Genomic DNA, 16,619 nt, shown 5'->3' with positions numbered 1-16,619 from the left:
TTTTCACCTGCTTTTCCTATAAAATTAATGCTGCGGGTTCTTCCAAATATGTTTTCATCGCCTTCAGGAATGCAGCGGCTGGGGCGCCGTCACACGCTCTGTGATCAAATGTCAGGCTGAGCGGCAGGATTGTGCTTCTGACGATCTCCTCCCCTTGATACACCGGCGTATCATAGCTTGCTCCGATGCCGAGAATGCCTGTTTCCGGCGGATTTAGTATCGGTGTGAAATGCTCAACTCCAAACGCGCCAAGGTTTGTAATGGAGAAGGTAGAGCCTTGCAGTTCTTCGCTTCCCTTACGTCCCTCGCGTGCTTTTTTGGCATTTTCTGAGATAGATTGAGCCAGTTCAATCAGCGATAGCTTTTCAGCATGGCGGATCACAGGCACCACTAAGCCATTTTCCAAGGCTACAGCCATACCAAGGTGCACATGAGGATGTGTGATGATGCGCTCATTTTGATAAAAGCTGTTCAGCACAGGGTGAGCTTGCAGAGCGAGAACGGCGGCTCTTGAGACAAAATGAGTGATCGTCAGTTTTGTGCCGTATCTCTCTTCCGCAGTTGGTGAAAGCTGTTTTTGAAGAGTGGCAAGCTTGGTGATATCAGCTTTCATCGTGATCGTCAGCTGCGCGCTGTTTGCCAAGCTTTCCTGCATTCGGGCAGCGATGACCTTTCTCATGCCTGTCACCGGGATTTCCTGCGCTTTCTGCTCCGACACAGGCTTTGCCTGATCTTTTTTCTGTTCAGCAAGGGCCTTTGTCACGTCATCCTTCACGATTCGTCCGCCTGGTCCAGTTCCTTTCAGCTGTTTTAGGTCTAATCCTGCTTTTTCTGCTATTTTCCTGGCGACTGGAGATATTTTCATTCGATCTTTTTTGGAGGCTGCGGGTTTGTTTTCTTGTTTGACGGGCTGGATGGCTTGCGGCACACTGTCTTCAGCAACAGGCGCGCTCGCCTCTTCCTGCACCGACTCATTGGCGTCCCCGATATAGCAGATTGCTGTGCCGGGCGGAACCTCTTCTCCCTCTTTCACTTTGATATCGATCAGCGTTCCTTTTTCAGGCGCTTCGATCTCCATTTCAATTTTCTCCGATTGAATGCTGGCAATGCTTTCTCCCTTTTCAACCGGGTCGCCTACTTTTTTATTCCATATCGATACTTCCCCTTGTTTCATAGCCATTCCCAATTTTGGCATCACTACTTTTACCGCCATTTGTGTCCCCCCTTTAATTCATTGCCGGCTCGCCAAGCAATTCAAGCGTGACGCTGACAATTTTATCTGGTGTCGGCAAATATTGATCTTCAAGCACTGGTGAAAACGGAACCGGTGTATGCGGCGCTGTAATCCGTTTAATCGGCGCATCAAGCAAATCAAAGCCCTTGTCAGCGACAATCGCAGCAATATCCGTGGCAATGCTGCATCGCGGATTGGCTTCATCAATGATGATCAGCCGGTTTGTTTTTTCTAACGATGTGAAAATCGCATCCTCATCCAGAGGGGACAGACTGCGCGGATCAAGGACCTCGGCTTCGATGCCCCTCTCTGAAAGCTGTGCAGCCGCTTCAAGCGCAGTATTGACCTGCTTGCCGACTGCAAAGAGCGTAACATCATTGCCCTCGCGTTTGATGTCCGCCTTTCCGAGCGGAATTGTATAATAATCTTCCGGCACCTCGCCCTTCATGTTGTAGGACGTTTTGTCTTCAAAGAAGAACACCGGATCATTATCTTCTATTGCTGAAAGCAGAAGACCTTTGGCATCATACGGATTGGATGGAACAACTGTCTTCAGTCCAGGGATGCTCGTGAAAAGGCCATACAGCGCTTGTGAATGCTGGGCAGCGGCCCGGAACCCTGCTCCGTATGTGGTGCGGACGGTAATCGGCACTTGCGCTTTTCCGCCGAACATGTAACGGAATTTCGCCCCTTGGTTGATCACCTGGTCAAAGCACGTGCCGATAAAATCGTTAAACATCAGCTCGGCAATCGGTCTCAAACCGGTTGATGCCGCAGCCATAGCCGCACCCATATAGCCCGCCTCAGAAATCGGAGTGTCCAGCACTCTTGTGCGCCCGAATTCCTGTACGAGCCCCTTTGTGACCCCTAATACACCGCCCCATGCTTCATCATCCTGCAAATGATCGACCGCCGCTCCCCCGGCGACATCCTCACCGATCAAAAGTACATTTTCGTCTTTTCTCATCGCAAGATTCATTGCTTCATTGATCGCGTCTGACATGCTTATGACTCTCGCCATCTCTTACATTCCTCCTTTTTCATATGACACATACACATCTGTCAGCAGCTCCGAATCTTTTGGATATGGGCTGTCTTCGCTGAACGAGACGGCTTTTTCAATCGATTCGCTGACACGCTGTTCAATGTCTGACAGCTTATTAGCATCTGTTTCTTTTAAAAGGTAGTTTTTAAAACCTTGAATGGCATCCTTTTCTTCAAGGTGCTCAACTCTTTCATCCTTCGTTTTATAGGTTTGGGCATCTCCTTCGAAATGGCCGTAGTTTCTGTAGGTCATACATTCAATCAAAGATGGGCCTCCGCCGTTTCTTGCTCTTTCTATCGCTTCCTCGGCTGCCTGGTAAACTGCTAAAATATCTTTGCCGTCAACTGTAACCCCCGGCATGTTATAAGCAGCCGCCCGATCGGCGATTGAATCACAGGCTGATGCGTACTCAAATGGGGTGGCTTCGCCATAGCCGTTATTTTCGGCGACAAACACGACAGGAAGGTTCCATACAGCCGCTAAATTCAGCCCTTCGTGGAAGGTGCCTTGGTTATTTGCCCCGTCCCCGAAAAAGCAAACGCTTACATTTTTAGTCTGTTTATATTTAGCCGTGAGCGCTGATCCGCATGCGAGCGTAAAGCCGCCCCCGACGATTCCATTTGCGCCTAACATGCCTTTATCAAGATCCGCAATGTGCATAGAACCGCCCTTGCCTTTGCACAATCCGGTCGCTTTCCCGAAAATTTCCGCCATCATGCCGTCCAAATCACAGCCTTTGGCGATACAATGTCCATGTCCCCTGTGGGTGCTTGTAATGCTGTCGCCATCATGTAAATGAGCGCACACCCCTACAGCCACGGCTTCCTCACCGGCATATAAATGAACGAATCCGGGAAGCACTCCCTGTGCGAACAGTTCATGCACTTTGTCTTCAAAGCCCCTGATCTCCAGCATCTTTTGGTACATCCACAGCGCTTTTTCCTCAGTTAATGACAAGCCTTCTCGTTTTAACAATTTCATTTTGTGCGCCTCCTTCTATTTAGGGTTCACCATTATAAATGCAAGAAGTGTGCCAGTCTTTTGAACCCGTAAAATCAGTCTTCTCGTCTTCACTTTGGAGACAGTTTGAGACGTGTGTCTCGTTTTGTCTCAAACTGATTCATTTGTCTCGTTTTACAGCATGCAAAAAAAGACCGGATATCACCCGGCCTTTGACAATGATCGACGTATTTATTTCCTTGGAAATCTTTTTAACTTCCTAGTTCCTCTGCATCGTTTGACTGAATAGCTGTTTTTGAAAGAAAATCAATTGAATATTTAACATATCCGATACCGCCGTCTTTTCGGCATCTGTTTTTGATAACCCGCTGGCACACATGTTCACACTCTTTTCTTCATATGTATGTGCTACAGTTCATGCTTTTCTTCAACAGCCCGGTTCAGCGCTTGGAGCATATAGCCTATGCCTTTGTAAGATGATAGCGGCCAGCTGATATGCTGGTGCTCTCCGATGACGGCGTTTAGAACGCTTCGATATTTTTTTCCGCCAAGCATGACTAGCTCTTCGATATCAGAAAAGCCTTTTTCGTGAAATTGACGGCGCAGCTCGTCCGCTGTCATGATTTCCGGATGACCGGTGCCAAAAGTGACATCGTAATTTCCCGAAACGAGATCATCAGGGCGGAGGAACCCGTGCTTCGCAGACAAAATCACCCACTCATCGAAAAATGTTTTTGCATACCGCTCGCACGCCTGATGAAACGGGCTGAGATAAGCGTCCTCTGCTCTTACCGGCCCGGCATCAGGCTGGACATCCCAGATTTTTTTCTTGCCGCAGGGGATGATGCATAGCCGTTTCATTTTCCTCTCCCCCTTTATAAGATATCTCCACTCAATATACCATTATTTTCTTACAATAAATTAGAGAAAAGACAGGCTGAGTAAAAGCTTCGTACAAAAAAGACCCGGATTTACCGAAAATCCAGGTTTATTTTAGTCAAGAATGGTGTAAAAATCCCTTTATTTTGTTAGCCTTTTTTGAATCAAGCACTGCAGTTACTCTATCCCATCAAGATACTTTCTCTCAAAGTCGTCGAGCAATGCACGCACTTCATCTGTTGACTTTGTGTTCATGCATTGATTTCTTAATTCACTTGCCCCTCGGAACCCGCGGAGATAAATTTTAAAAAAGCGAGGAAGAGGCTTGTACGGACGGGCTTCTAATGCTGAATATTTATCATGAAGATCCAGATGCAGCCTTAAGAGATCAAGCAATTCCTTGCTGCTATGCTCTTTCGGCTCCTTTTCAAAGGCAAATGGATTTGTAAAAATACCGCGCCCTATCATAATTCCATCGACGCCGTATTGTTCAGCAAGTTTTAAGCCAGTTTGGCGGTCAGGGATATCACCATTGATCGTCAAAAGTGTATCTGGTGCCACCTCATCACGAAGTTTCTTAATCTCCGGGATGAGCTCCCAATGCGCATCTACTTTGCTCATCTCTGCCCTAGTACGCAGATGAATAGAAAGATTCGCAATATCCTGTTTCAAAATGTGTGTCAGCCACTCGCGCCATTCATCCACATCCGTGTATCCAAGTCTTGTCTTCACGCTTACAGGCAATCCCCCTGCTTTTGCAGCTTGTATTAATTCTGCCGCAACTGCAGGACGGCAAATAAGGCCGCTTCCCTTTCCATTCCCCGCCACATTAGGCACAGGGCAGCCCATATTGATATCTAAGCCTTTAAATCCTAACTCTGCCATGCCAATACTCATTTTACGAAAGTTTTCAGGCTTATCTCCCCATATATGGGCTACCATTGGCTGTTCATCCTCTGTAAACGTCAAACGGCCGCGCACGCTATCCTTCCCATCCGGGTGGCAATAGCTCTCTGAGTTTGTGAACTCTGTAAAAAATACATCCGGTCTGCCTGCTTCACTTACTACATGCCGGAAAACAACATCTGTCACATCTTCCATTGGTGCCAGTACAAAAAATGGCCGTGGTAATTCACGCCAGAAATTTTCTGTCATAACAAAAATCAAATCCTTTCATTAGGGGATACGGCTATACCTGTATCTCAATATTAAAAAACTGACCATGCTTCTTTTCGCATGCGAAAGCATTTCTTATCAATCTATAGTAAATTTTGAACATTTTCACATGGGATGATTATCTACACCATTTTTTATATTGTGGTTAACACTGGCGCTGACCTTCGTCTTTCTTTGTGGCCTTACTTTTGAACTTTTTGGATAAAAAGAATTCCAACCTAAATAGAATATCATATGAGTTCTCCATATTACCAACGCAAAATAATTGCCCTGTTATTGAAGATAAGATATTTAACGCTACACCATATCCGTATCTCAATATCATATTTGCGGAAAAACTAATTTCAAGAGATAAACTTCGATTAAGCAAATTGAGTTGGGGGTGGTATAACTGAATACTCAAGAGAATGAAAAAACCTCTACTTAAGCTGCTAACACTTGTGAATCACATGGAGTAAAGAGGATGAGAAGAGAAAATAAACCCTTATTTAAAAGAATTCAAGAACTTCAATCTGAACCATTTGGGATTTGCTCATGATTTAGAAAATAACCAACGCAGCAAGTGGCAACCTACTATATATTTGTATAGGGTTATAATTCGGTAATCCTGATCCAGAACCAATAAAATAGACTGCTGACTAAATGTCGCAGTCTTCACTCATAAGATAATTAAGAAAGTGTTCATTTTCTTTCATCATTAAATAAGGCATCAGAAGTTATTGCTTTAATTTCGAATATCCTTTGTTATCCCTGTAATTATTTGTATAATAGTGAAAACTCCCAAGAAAACAGTAATAATATTAAACCATGGATTATCATAGAATGAAAGATATGTTTGAAAGAAATCTAGTTCAACTATGTTTGCTGGGAATCCATTCATTTCTCTGTACTTAGGACCCCATCCCGTTAATTCTACAAAATTAAAATAAAGCTGAGATACTAAAAATGCCAAAAATGTTTGAAACCAACTTCTTTTATATAACGGTCGTTTTTTATATACTTTATCCATTTAGTTATCCATTTCCTTCTCTGCAATACTTTTTAGCCAAGTGTCAATCTAAATTATTATGAAGCATGATTGTCGCAAGGATATAACCATTGTAGGTATTACTTTAATAGTTGTTATCGTCGGCACTATTATTTAATTGTTGTAGTGCTCATACGTTATTCATTTTAAAATGGGGTTGGCCATCATTTTCACCTCTTTCGTTTATTACAATGTTTCAACTTTTTACATCGAATGACTCTTGAAATGATATACGCCATACCTTTCCTTATATTCCTATAATCAATATTTCACACGTAATAACTGCAAGTCAATATATAATTTTACAAATTATGAAAAATATATCTATGATTTTACATCATTTTACTCATGTATTTTAATCATACTGGAAGGAAATTTTTCCGGTTAAATAACGCTTTTTTTCACCCGCTTTTCAACACGTTTTTTCAATTCTTTTCGCCAGTTAAAATAAAGATCTCCGAGAAAAGAAGGAAGATAAAATTGGGGAAAGACAGTTAGGACAAGGGCTGCGCACGAAAAAGACCCGGAAATCGGAATTGTTTATTTTACCGAAATCCAGGTCTTATTAGGAAAACTATTTTATGACTGGGAAATGTTCTTTTTAGTTAGACGATTTCAATACAAGTCTCGCCACTGCTTCAACATGCGCCGTCTGCGGAAACATATCGACAGGCTGAATATAGTCCACGCGATAGTCCTTCGACAGCGTCTGCAAATCCTTCGCAAGCGTGGATGGATTGCAGGAAACGTAGACGAAGCGTTTCGGTTTGACTTTTTTGATCGTGTCCAGGAACGTGCTGTCACAGCCCGTTCTTGGCGGGTCTACAATGACGACGTCCGGGCGGAAGCCTTCTTTCGTCCATTTCGGGAGCCAGTGTTCGGCTGTTCCTGTTACATATGTGGCATTTGCCATGCCGTGTTTTTTGGCGTTTTTCTTAGCATCGTCAATTGATTCCTTGATGACGTCCATGCCGCGGACTTCCTTCGCTCCGTCCGCCACCCACATGCCGATAGTGCCGACGCCGCAATACGCATCAACGACTTTTTCTTTTCCGGTCAGCTGCGCCGCTTTTTTCACTTCATCATACAGCTTGACGGTCTGTTCCGGGTTGAGCTGGAAGAAAGCGCGGGCACTCAATTCAAAAGATACGTCGCCTAGCACTTCTTGAATTACTGTTTTTCCGGCGAGCTGTTTTGTTTTCTCACCAAAAATCACTGAAGTTTTCGCACCATTTACATTCTGAATAATGGATTTGACCTCTGGCAATCGCTTTTGAATCGCTTTGACGATTTCTTCCTTGTGCGGAAGCGTTTCTTTTGCGGTTACAAGCACGACCTGCACTTCGCCTGTTTCAAAGCCGACTCTCGTCACGATCGTGCGAACGTCGCCTTTTCGTTTTCTTTCATTATAAACAGACACATTGAAGTCCTCTAAAATGCGGCGGACGATGCCTGTTGTTTTGTTCGTTGCCGGATGCTGAACGATACAGTCTTTAATCGGCACGATGTCATGAGAATCAAGGCCGTATAAGCCGGCGATGATGCTCCCACTTTGCGAGCGTCCGATCTGGAATTGGCTTTTATTGCGGTAATTCCACGGGTTGTCCATGCCAATCGTTTCTTTGATTTCCATGTTCTCTACTTTAAACTTCGTATGGCGTTCAAGAGACTGAATGACGATGTCGCGTTTTTCCCGAAGCTGCTGGCTGTATGCAAGGTGCTGAAGCTGACAGCCGCCGCATTGTTCGTACACGGGGCAAGGCGGTGCCACCCGGTGCTCAGACGCTTTGCGGATTTTCTTAATGCGGCCCTCCGAAAACTTAGGCTGGACCTTTGTGGCCTGCACAACAATCTCTTCACCAGGAAGCGCGCCGGGCACGAAGACGACTTTTTTCTTAAAATAGCCGACACCTTCTCCGTTAATGCCGAGACGCTTAATCGTCAGCGGAAAGGTTTGTCCGACCTTCAGTTCGACGGGCGCCTGTTTCTTTTGTTGGTTCACGTTGTTCTCTCCGTTTCTATATGAAGCTTTCTGCGGATGGCAGAAAGTGAAATGGTTTTTTCACATCTTTCTAGTATAACACGTTTGCAGGATTTCCTTCATTGTCAGACGAATTATTCTATACTCCTCCACAAATACAAAGACGCATAGCTTAAATAAGGCTCCCACTCCTTGCTCATCGCCACCATAACATCCTTTGCCGGCTTATCGTCTAGCTGAAAATGGCGTTTGATCGCATTTTGGAGGCCGATATCGGCAAGCGGGAATAAATTGGGACGGCCAAGTCCGAACATGAGGACGTTTTGCACAGTCCACGGGCCGATACCCCTGATTTTGATCAGTTTCTTCATAATGTCTTCATCCGCCATATGCGGCAGCTCTGACAAGCTGAGTGTGCCTTCTGCGATCATCCTTGATGTATCAATGGTGTATTCCGCTTTTCTCATGCTGAATTGCAGATCACGCAGATCCTGATAATCGAGTTCTGCAATCGTTTCCGGCTTTGGGTAGCACCACACGCCATCCTTCTGCTCGCCAAACGCATGAACAAACCGTTCTGTTAGCGTGTAAGCGAAGGAAAGATTGAGCTGCTGGTGGATAATGCATTTCATCATGCAGTTGTACACGCTGTAGTCCAGAACAAGCGGAGTCCCTGCATGCTCTTCAAAAATGGCGGACAGGCTCGTTTTTGAAAAATGATCCAGAACGTGCTGCAAATGATTTTCCCATTGAAAAATCCGCTTGATTTCCTTCATCATTTCTCCCTGATCCGTTTCCCCGCTGACGAGGAACTCAGGCTCACCCGCATGGCCTAACGCCTGTATCTTTACAATACATACGTCCCCCGCTTGATTTCTGATTGGCACACGGACTTCCCTCGCCTCTCGATCAACAGCATTGAGGGGGTCTAAAGACAGCCTGTCCAGCACGCGGTCAAAATGATACGGAGGCGTGACAGATACTTTTTCCTTCCACATGAGATCCACCCTTTTTCCGTTTTTGTTCAGTATAACATGCCGCTTGAATTAGGCAGAGAGTACCGTATACTTTTCTCATAAAGACCGCATGATATAATGGCAGGTGGAGGGTTGTTTATGATCAACATTACCGCAATCACAACAGAGCATCAGCTGCTGAAAAATATACCGATCGAACGAGTGGAACAGCCTGATATTGCATGGTACTGGGTTGATTTTTACGGCCCGGAGGATACGGAAACGGCGTTATTGAGAGATTTTTTTCATTTTCACCCGCTTGCCATTGAGGATTGCTTCCAGCATATGCAGCGGCCGAAGCTTGACCATTATGACGGCTATCGTTTTTACGTGATTCATGCGCTGAATAAGGAAACACTTGAGACGGAGGAAGTCGATATCTTTCAAGGCGAAAAATTTGTCGTCACCTTTCATTTACACGAAACGCCCGGTATCGCTAAAGTCCGGGAGCGTTTGTATGCTTCACCGGATATATTGAAAAAAGGGCCCGGGCATATTTCTTATATGATCATGGATCAGCTTGTTGATGAATATTTTCCTCTCGTGTATAAAATTGAAGACCGGCTGAATGAAATTGAAGAAAGCCGTCCCCACAAAACGTATGGAACGCTGATGAACGAGGTGTTTGATCTCAGAACAGACCTATTGCATTTGAGACGGACGATTATCCCGATGCGTGATTTGCTCTACCGGATTTTAAGCCTTGACCATGTGAAAGAGCAGCGGGAAACGAAAGCCTATTTCAGCGACATATACGATCATTTGTTAAAGTTGTCTGAAATTGTGGAATCCAACCGTGACATGACGTCCGACTTGCGTGACAGCTACGTGACGCTAAACTCAAACCGGATGAATGCGATTATGATGACACTGACGATCGTATCAACCATTTTCATCCCGCTCACCTTTATTGCCGGTGTATACGGTATGAACTTCGACTTTATGCCGGAGCTGCATTGGAAATACGGATATTTCGCTGTACTTGGCCTGATGGCCGCGCTTGTGATTGGAATGCTGATTTGGTTTGTACATAAAGGATGGTTCAATATTTTTAAATGAGGACAGCGAGCAGCTGTTCTTTTTTGTTGTAAGCCGATCGCTATGCATATTCTGTTCATATTGTTTATAATGGAAAAAATATTCAGGGAGTGATCAGATTGAAAATTGCTGTCATCGGACTCGGCAATATGGGACAGCCCATTGCCCGAAATGTTCTTCAAGCAGGCTACGAATTGACTGTCTATAACCGGACGAAACAAAAGACAGAAGAATTTGTCACAAAAGGCGCACAGGCAGCTGATACGCCGCGGCTGGCGGCAAAGTCCGCTGATATTGTCATTACTATGCTTGCAGATGATGATTCTGTCAGCGCCGTAACATTCGGAGAAGACGGGCTGCTTGAAGGATTAGCAGAGAACGGCATTCACATCTCGATGAGCACAATCAGTGTTGAGTTCTCAGAAAAGCTCGCAGCAGCTCATGCAGAGAAAGGACAATTTTTTCTCGCCGCTCCTGTTCTTGGCAGACCGGATGCCGCAGCCAAAGCCGCGCTCCGTATCATAACAGCCGGACCGGCGGAAGCAAAGCAAGCTGCCAAGCCTCTGCTCGACAGCCTGAGCCAGCAGGTATTTGACGTCGGCGAAGAAAGCAAGACGGCAAATGCAGCCAAAATCAGCATCAATTTCTTGCTTGTGTCCATGCTGGAGGCGTTATCTGAATCCTTTTTAATGATGGAGAAATACGGCTTAGAACAAAAACAATTTTTAGAAATCGCCAGCGCGCTCTTTGGTTCTCCAGTCTATCAAAATTACGGAACCATTATGGCCGAGCAGAAATTTGAGCCGGCCGGCTTCAAAATGTCTTTAGGGCTGAAGGATACCAACCTGGCACTCGCCGCCGCAAAACAGGTTTCTGCAAATCTTCCTCTTGCCGAGCTGGCCAAGAGCCATTTTGAAAGCGGGATTGAGAAAGGCTTCGGGGATCTGGACTGGGCCGCACTGATTAAATGTATAAAATAATAAAAAGCCTCTCCGTTTCAGGAGAGGCTCTTCTCATTACAAAGACGGCAGCCTCATTTCTTTCTCAAACATCAGATCATCAATGTTTTTAAATGTGTAGCCCTGTTTTTTCAGATCTGTAATCGCGTCATCCAGCGCTTCTGCATTGTCCCTCGATACGGTGTGAAGCAGGTAAATGGCTCCCGGGTGCGCCTGCTTGATCATATGATCGTAGGCATATTTCTTTCCCTTCTGGTTGTTGATTTTCCAATCAACAAAAGCGACCGACCAGAAAACGGTTTGATAGCCGAGGCGTTTCGTTTCTTTCAGTACGTACTCACTGAACACGCCGCGCGGCGGACGCAAGTACAGATTGTCCTGCTTTCCCGTAATTTTATAAACCTCTTCGTTGACTGAATCAAGTTCATCCTGAATCTGATCAGCTGTTTTTGTCGTTAAATCCGGATGGTGAAAGGAATGGTTGCCGATAATATGGCCCTCATCTGACATACGTTTGATCAGCTTAGGCTGGTCCTTTACGAAATGCCCGGTGACAAAAAACGTTCCTGTTACGCGATGTTTTTTTAAGACATCAAGCACTTTTGGCGTATAGCCATTTTCATATCCGTTATCAAACGTTAAGTAAATCGTTTTTTCCTTTGTATTCCCTAAATAAAACGCGTCATATTTTTCAATTAAACTGTTCAGCTGCTTCCCGGCATCTGGCGGCTGATGATTGACACTTCGTTTAAAGCCCCAATTAATCGGCTCATTCGGCACCGCTTCCGCCTGTGCTGCACCTCCGGCAAGCAATACGGCGGCGCAGCATATTGAACACATCCACTTCATGGCCAGCGCTCCTTCTGCATTTTTTCTTATTTTACAGATAGGGGCTTTGTTTTATACTGTTGCTTTATGCCAATAAAAAAACCGCGGCGGGCGCGCGGTTTTATTCCCAATCTTTTTTAAAACGTTCGTATTTGGCTTCCAGGTCATCAAGCATGCTGATAAGCCTGTCTATATCTTCAACGTCGGTTGCTTCAGGGTCTAATGAATCGATGACGTTCATAAACATGTCAAGTCTGTTCTTTAAATAATCAATCTGCTGATCTTTATTGTTTACGGCGTTCCCCATTCTGTTCCTCCATTCATTTTTTATTATGGTAGCTCATTTTTTGCCGTTTTTCAATCGCCGCGCTACTTGCGATCTTGGCAAATCAGGTCTAAAATTAACTGTTGGCAGCGTTAGTATGCCCATTTATAAAGGAGTTAGATAGTCATGACACAAAACACGAAGCTGCGTCCGATTACGCCCGAGTTTGACCCTTGGGAAGCCTATATGGATGTTGACCAATACGGAGACATGCAGCTGACAAACGTTGAATTCACAACGACGACACTGTGCAATATGAGATGCGAGCATTGTGCTGTAGGCTATACATTGCAGCCTAAAGACCCGAATGCTCTGCCAATAGATCTTCTGTTAAAACGGCTGGAGGAAATCCCGCGCCTCAGATCCATCAGCATCACAGGCGGAGAGCCGATGCTTTCGTTGAAATCAGTAAAAGAATATGTTGTTCCTTTATTGAAATATGCCCATGAACGGGGTGTGCGGACACAAATTAATTCAAATCTGACCCTCGACATCGAGCGGTACGAATGGATCATTCCGTATCTCGATGTGCTACATATTTCTCATAACTGGGGTACAGTTGAAGATTTTGCTGAAATCGGCTTTGCCATGATGGACAGAAAACCGACCTTCGAACAGCGCGCGCGCTATTTTGAAAAAATGATCGAAAACAGCCGCACGCTCGTGGATGCCGGAGTAATGGTATCTGCGGAAACGATGCTGAACAAACGAACTCTTCCGCATATTGAGCATATTCACCGCCAAATCACAGAAGATATGAAATGTCAGCGTCACGAGGTCCACCCAATGTATCCAAGCGATTTCGCAAGCGCTCTTGAATCCCTCAGCCTGAAAGAGATGAGACAGGCCATTCACCGCTTGCTGGATATTCGTGATGAAAATACGTGGATGCTGTTCGGAACGCTGCCGTTTTATGCCTGCAGTCCGGACGAAGACGACCAAAAGCTGCTTCGCCGGCTTCGCGCGGCGAAAAACGTCACAGTGCGAAATGACCCTGACGGCCGGTCCCGCCTGAATGTGAACATTTTCGACGGAAACATTATCGTGACCGATTTCGGTGATACCCCGCCGCTTGGCAACATTCAGACGGACAGCCTCCCTTCCGCCTATGAAAAGTGGAGAGAGACCAAGCTTGCGAAAGAACTAAGTTGCCACTGCCCGAATGTCCGGTGCCTCGGACCGAATGTTCTTGTCAAAAACAGTTATTATCAGGATACAGACTTCACAAAACGTCAAGCCAGGAGTTAGATGCGGATGAAAGAAACACTTACGGAGATTTTTCAAAATAAAATCGTCGATATTCTCCTCGTTGCCGTTATCCTTTGGATCGGTGTCTTTATCATCAACCGGCTGGTACAGCTATTTTTTAAACGGACGGATTTTATTGAAGAAAAAAAGGAAAAAACGATTGAAAGCCTTGTCCGTTCTGTCACCCAGTATACGGCGACAATTGGTTTTATTTTTTACGTTATTTCTTTATTTGTGCATGATTTCGGCAAGATATTGGCCGGGGCGGGCGTAGCAGGTATCGTGATCGGTTTTGGCGCCCAATCGCTGATCAAAGATGTGCTGGCTGGTGTGTTCTTAATATATGAACGCCAGCTGCACAAAGGCGATTATGTCACCGTCAACAACTTGTTCAACGGGACAGTGGAGGAAATCGGCCTCCGCTCGCTGCAAATCCGGGAATGGAGCGGGAAGCTGCTCACCATCAGCAACGGCGAGGTCAGACAAATAGAGAACTATAATATTGATTTTATGCGGATTACCGAATCCTTTCTTATCAGCTTTAAAGAAGATCCGGACCGCGTGTACAGCGTGTTGGAAGAGGCATGTGACATGCTGAATGAAGAGCTTCGTGATTCATTGAAGCGGGATGAATTCGGCAATCCGACAGAACCGTTTCAAATCCACGGCATCACCGCATTGAATAAAATCAATCGCGGCGTCGAATTTACGGTTAAAGGCATGGTGAAAGATGATGATTATTTCAGTGCCAGCCTTGCAGTCAGACGGGTTCTCGTTCGCCAGCTCTACCAAAACAATGTGCAAATGCTTGAGGAAGCGGTCCGAATCGAGAGAACCCAATAAACAAAAAAAAACTGATTCCGAGTTGGAATCAGTTTTTTATTTATCTTGGCAGTGAGGAAAGCTGAAAGCCAAATGTGACATGGTCTTGAACCGGAATCCACGCGCCGATGCCCTGTGACGTGACATTTTTCACGACGAGTTTTCGTTTATTTCCTTTCAGCACTAAGTACACTTCTCCGTAAGTCACTTTTCCTTTTTCATTCACAGCCGGTGCATATGCATGTAAATAACCGATTTTTTTAGGAGCGACTTTATAAATCTGATCCCGTTTTGTGCCAGCCCCGATGACCGTCTCAAATGCAAGCGGAAGGTTCGTTTTCTTCATTGCTTTTTGCATCATCATGCTTTTGACATCTTCAGCATTTGGAACTTTAGCTGTCAGGCCGCCCTTCACTCTGTACTGCTGTTCCTGGGCATAATGCATTTCAGCCGTTTCTTTCCCGCCGCGGTTATCCGCACGGTTTGTATTGATTTTTTTATATTCCCAGTTTGCGACTGTTTCATTTGATTCATAGCCGAGCGCCCATTTCCCGAGAAATATTGTCGCCCGGTACCCTACTGCAAGCGGTGTGCCGGATATGTTGGATTCATTCAGCATTTTGATGAGATGCGGATTTTCAATCTTCACCTCAGAATGATCGAGCAATTCCTTTGCCAGCTTGCTCGGCTGAAGCATTGGCTGATCCTGTGAAGCATTCGGATACGTGTTTTCCTTTGAAATGCTTGCGACAGAATTAGGAACCTTAAACTGCTTTTTCGCGTGGATGGGCTGAACGCCGAAAAAACTAAAGAATAACAACACGATAAGTGTGGAATGAAATAGCTTTTTCATCATATCACTCTTTCTATGGCATTTTCCCTTAGTCTTTTCATCCCGCTTTGTTGTTATCCATCATTTTTTCAGGTTAAAGAAGGAAAAAGCCGATCGCCATAATGACATATGCAGCAAGCAGTGTCGCCCCTTCAAACCAGTTGGAATCCCCGTCATTCGAAATCGCGATCATCAAGAGAACCGCTGATACCATCGCGACGAGCTCAGGCAATGTAAAAACAAGCGGCATGCTTGTCGGAAAAAAGATAGAACAGATGACGAGAACCGGTGCGACAAACATAGCGATCTGCAGCGTAGAGCCGACTGCAATTTCAACCGCAATGTCCATTTTATTTTTGAAGGCCATAATAATCGCTGACGCGTGCTCCGCCGCATTTCCTACAATCGCCACGATGATGACCCCGATAAACAGCTCGCTCCACCCGAACTGTTCAGCAACCGAGTGAAAGGTATGGACCAGGTTTTCGGATATGTATGCAACCACAATCGTTGCCGCAAACAAGACAATCGTCGCAACCTTCCCTGACCATTCCGGCTCTTCCTCTTCTTCAGTCTGAGCGGCATTATTCGGCTGATAAACGCCCCGATGCGTGACAAGTTTAAAGTACAGCGCCGCGACATATAACAGAATCATAATGATGCTGATGCCGATGCTTAAATTGAGCTTGCTGGCGTTTCCCATACCAACAGAGAATACCTCCGGAATCACAAAGGCGACAATGATGGCAAAAATCAGAAGCCCGGAGTTATGGCGGGCATCATGGATATTAAATTCCTGCCGCTTATATTTTAAACCGCCGACAAAAAACGATAGGCCCGCTACCAGCAGCAGGTTCCCCAGCACTGAACCGGTTAAAGAGGCAAGCACGATTCCTGTCAGGCCTTCTTTTAATGCAAAAAGGGAAATAATCAGCTCCACCGCATTCCCGAAGGTTGCATTCAACAAACCGCCGATACGCGGTCCTGCAATGATGGACAGTGATTCTGTCGCCCTCCCCATATAGCTTGCAAGCGCGATAATCGTCACGCAATAAACGGCAAATAGAACCGCGGAAGGCCAATGCATCAAACTACCAATCACAGAAAGCGGAACACCGGCCGCCACTAAAATAAAAAAGATACGATTCATGGTGAAATAGCTCCTTTTTTATGACTTGTTTTATTTTTATTCTTCACAAAAACCTTCATGATTACACGAGGGCAAATGTATAGCGTGATATAGGCTTTT

16 protein-coding genes and 1 pseudogene are annotated in these 16,619 nt (G+C 45.3%); 4 read left to right on the top strand and 13 right to left on the bottom strand.

Annotation, left to right across the window (positions count from 1 at the left end):
- Positions 1–16 precede the first annotated feature (16 nt).
- The 9 genes and pseudogenes from acoC to KXZ66_RS04315 all read right to left on the bottom strand — a co-directional run bounded on the left by acoC (position 17) and on the right by KXZ66_RS04315 (position 9,300).
- Positions 17–1,213 carry an acetoin dehydrogenase complex dihydrolipoyllysine-residue acetyltransferase gene (acoC, locus tag KXZ66_RS04350; protein ID WP_219144823.1) on the bottom strand — a complete coding sequence of 399 codons (1,197 nt, stop codon included), beginning with the start codon at positions 1,211–1,213 and terminating at the stop codon, positions 17–19.
- Between the two features lie 13 nt (positions 1,214–1,226).
- Positions 1,227–2,255 (bottom strand): acetoin:2,6-dichlorophenolindophenol oxidoreductase subunit beta, encoded by a 1,029-nt coding sequence (gene acoB, locus KXZ66_RS04345; protein WP_219144822.1) that lies wholly within the window; start codon positions 2,253–2,255, stop codon positions 1,227–1,229.
- Between the two features lie 3 nt (positions 2,256–2,258).
- Positions 2,259–3,260 (bottom strand): acetoin:2,6-dichlorophenolindophenol oxidoreductase subunit alpha, encoded by a 1,002-nt coding sequence (acoA, locus tag KXZ66_RS04340; RefSeq protein ID WP_003242898.1) that lies wholly within the window; start codon positions 3,258–3,260, stop codon positions 2,259–2,261.
- Positions 3,261–3,490: 230 nt separating this feature from the next.
- A pseudogene (locus tag KXZ66_RS22525) lies at positions 3,491–3,580 on the bottom strand (hypothetical protein); the annotation flags it as partial.
- 67 nt (positions 3,581–3,647) lie between these two features.
- Positions 3,648–4,100 carry a DUF6884 domain-containing protein gene (locus tag KXZ66_RS04335; RefSeq protein ID WP_003233638.1) on the bottom strand — a complete coding sequence of 151 codons (453 nt, stop codon included), beginning with the start codon at positions 4,098–4,100 and terminating at the stop codon, positions 3,648–3,650.
- Positions 4,101–4,295: 195 nt separating this feature from the next.
- Positions 4,296–5,273, bottom strand: a complete 978-nt coding sequence (locus KXZ66_RS04330; protein ID WP_032726644.1) for a tRNA dihydrouridine synthase — start codon at positions 5,271–5,273, stop codon at positions 4,296–4,298.
- A gap of 745 nt (positions 5,274–6,018) precedes the next feature.
- Complete coding sequence (locus KXZ66_RS04325; RefSeq protein WP_021481197.1) at positions 6,019–6,303, bottom strand: YfzA family protein; 285 nt, start codon at positions 6,301–6,303, stop codon at positions 6,019–6,021.
- A gap of 619 nt (positions 6,304–6,922) precedes the next feature.
- Positions 6,923–8,323 carry a 23S rRNA (uracil(1939)-C(5))-methyltransferase RlmD gene (gene rlmD, locus KXZ66_RS04320; RefSeq protein WP_087614443.1) on the bottom strand — a complete coding sequence of 467 codons (1,401 nt, stop codon included), beginning with the start codon at positions 8,321–8,323 and terminating at the stop codon, positions 6,923–6,925.
- Between the two features lie 113 nt (positions 8,324–8,436).
- Complete coding sequence (locus tag KXZ66_RS04315) at positions 8,437–9,300, bottom strand: DNA-3-methyladenine glycosylase family protein (RefSeq protein WP_038829509.1); 864 nt, start codon at positions 9,298–9,300, stop codon at positions 8,437–8,439.
- Between the two features lie 117 nt (positions 9,301–9,417).
- Between KXZ66_RS04315 and corA the strand changes: the two genes are divergently transcribed.
- Positions 9,418–10,377, top strand: coding sequence for a magnesium/cobalt transporter CorA (gene corA / locus KXZ66_RS04310; protein ID WP_003233650.1), 960 nt, complete (start codon positions 9,418–9,420; stop codon positions 10,375–10,377).
- 98 nt (positions 10,378–10,475) lie between these two features.
- Positions 10,476–11,336 (top strand): NAD(P)-dependent oxidoreductase, encoded by an 861-nt coding sequence (locus KXZ66_RS04305; protein ID WP_049140613.1) that lies wholly within the window; start codon positions 10,476–10,478, stop codon positions 11,334–11,336.
- 36 nt (positions 11,337–11,372) lie between these two features.
- On the opposite strand, the gene pdaA is transcribed toward KXZ66_RS04305, so the two are convergent.
- Together pdaA and KXZ66_RS04295 are read right to left on the bottom strand one after the other, a co-directional pair.
- On the bottom strand, positions 11,373–12,164 hold the full coding sequence (gene pdaA, locus KXZ66_RS04300) for a delta-lactam-biosynthetic de-N-acetylase (RefSeq protein ID WP_219144821.1): 792 nt from the start codon (positions 12,162–12,164) through the stop codon (positions 11,373–11,375).
- Between the two features lie 100 nt (positions 12,165–12,264).
- Entirely contained in the window at positions 12,265–12,450 is a 186-nt protein-coding gene (locus KXZ66_RS04295) for an SE1561 family protein (protein WP_003223132.1), read from the bottom strand.
- Between the two features lie 144 nt (positions 12,451–12,594).
- On the opposite strand from KXZ66_RS04295, the gene yfkAB reads away from it, so the two are divergent.
- The gene (gene yfkAB / locus KXZ66_RS04290) at positions 12,595–13,716 is read left to right on the top strand and encodes a radical SAM/CxCxxxxC motif protein YfkAB (protein ID WP_003233655.1); all 1,122 of its coding nucleotides are present in this window, start codon (positions 12,595–12,597) and stop codon (positions 13,714–13,716) included.
- A complete protein-coding gene (gene mscC / locus KXZ66_RS04285) occupies positions 13,717–14,559 on the top strand; it encodes a mechanosensitive ion channel protein MscC (protein WP_010886444.1) in 843 nt (280 codons plus the stop codon).
- A gap of 40 nt (positions 14,560–14,599) precedes the next feature.
- Here the strand turns inward: mscC and KXZ66_RS04280 are convergent, their stop codons facing one another.
- The gene (locus KXZ66_RS04280; protein WP_003233657.1) at positions 14,600–15,394 is read right to left on the bottom strand and encodes a YfkD famly protein; all 795 of its coding nucleotides are present in this window, start codon (positions 15,392–15,394) and stop codon (positions 14,600–14,602) included.
- A gap of 70 nt (positions 15,395–15,464) precedes the next feature.
- Positions 15,465–16,520 carry a calcium/proton exchanger gene (gene cax, locus KXZ66_RS04275; protein ID WP_003242902.1) on the bottom strand — a complete coding sequence of 352 codons (1,056 nt, stop codon included), beginning with the start codon at positions 16,518–16,520 and terminating at the stop codon, positions 15,465–15,467.
- Between the last annotated feature and the right edge of the window lie 99 nt (positions 16,521–16,619).

This window comes from Bacillus sp. LJBS17, assembly GCF_019334685.1.
In the GTDB taxonomy this organism is placed as follows: Bacteria; Bacillota; Bacilli; order Bacillales; family Bacillaceae; genus Bacillus; species Bacillus subtilis.
Note: the sequence above shows the minus strand (reverse complement) of the source record. Positions and strands in the feature narration are given on the sequence as shown.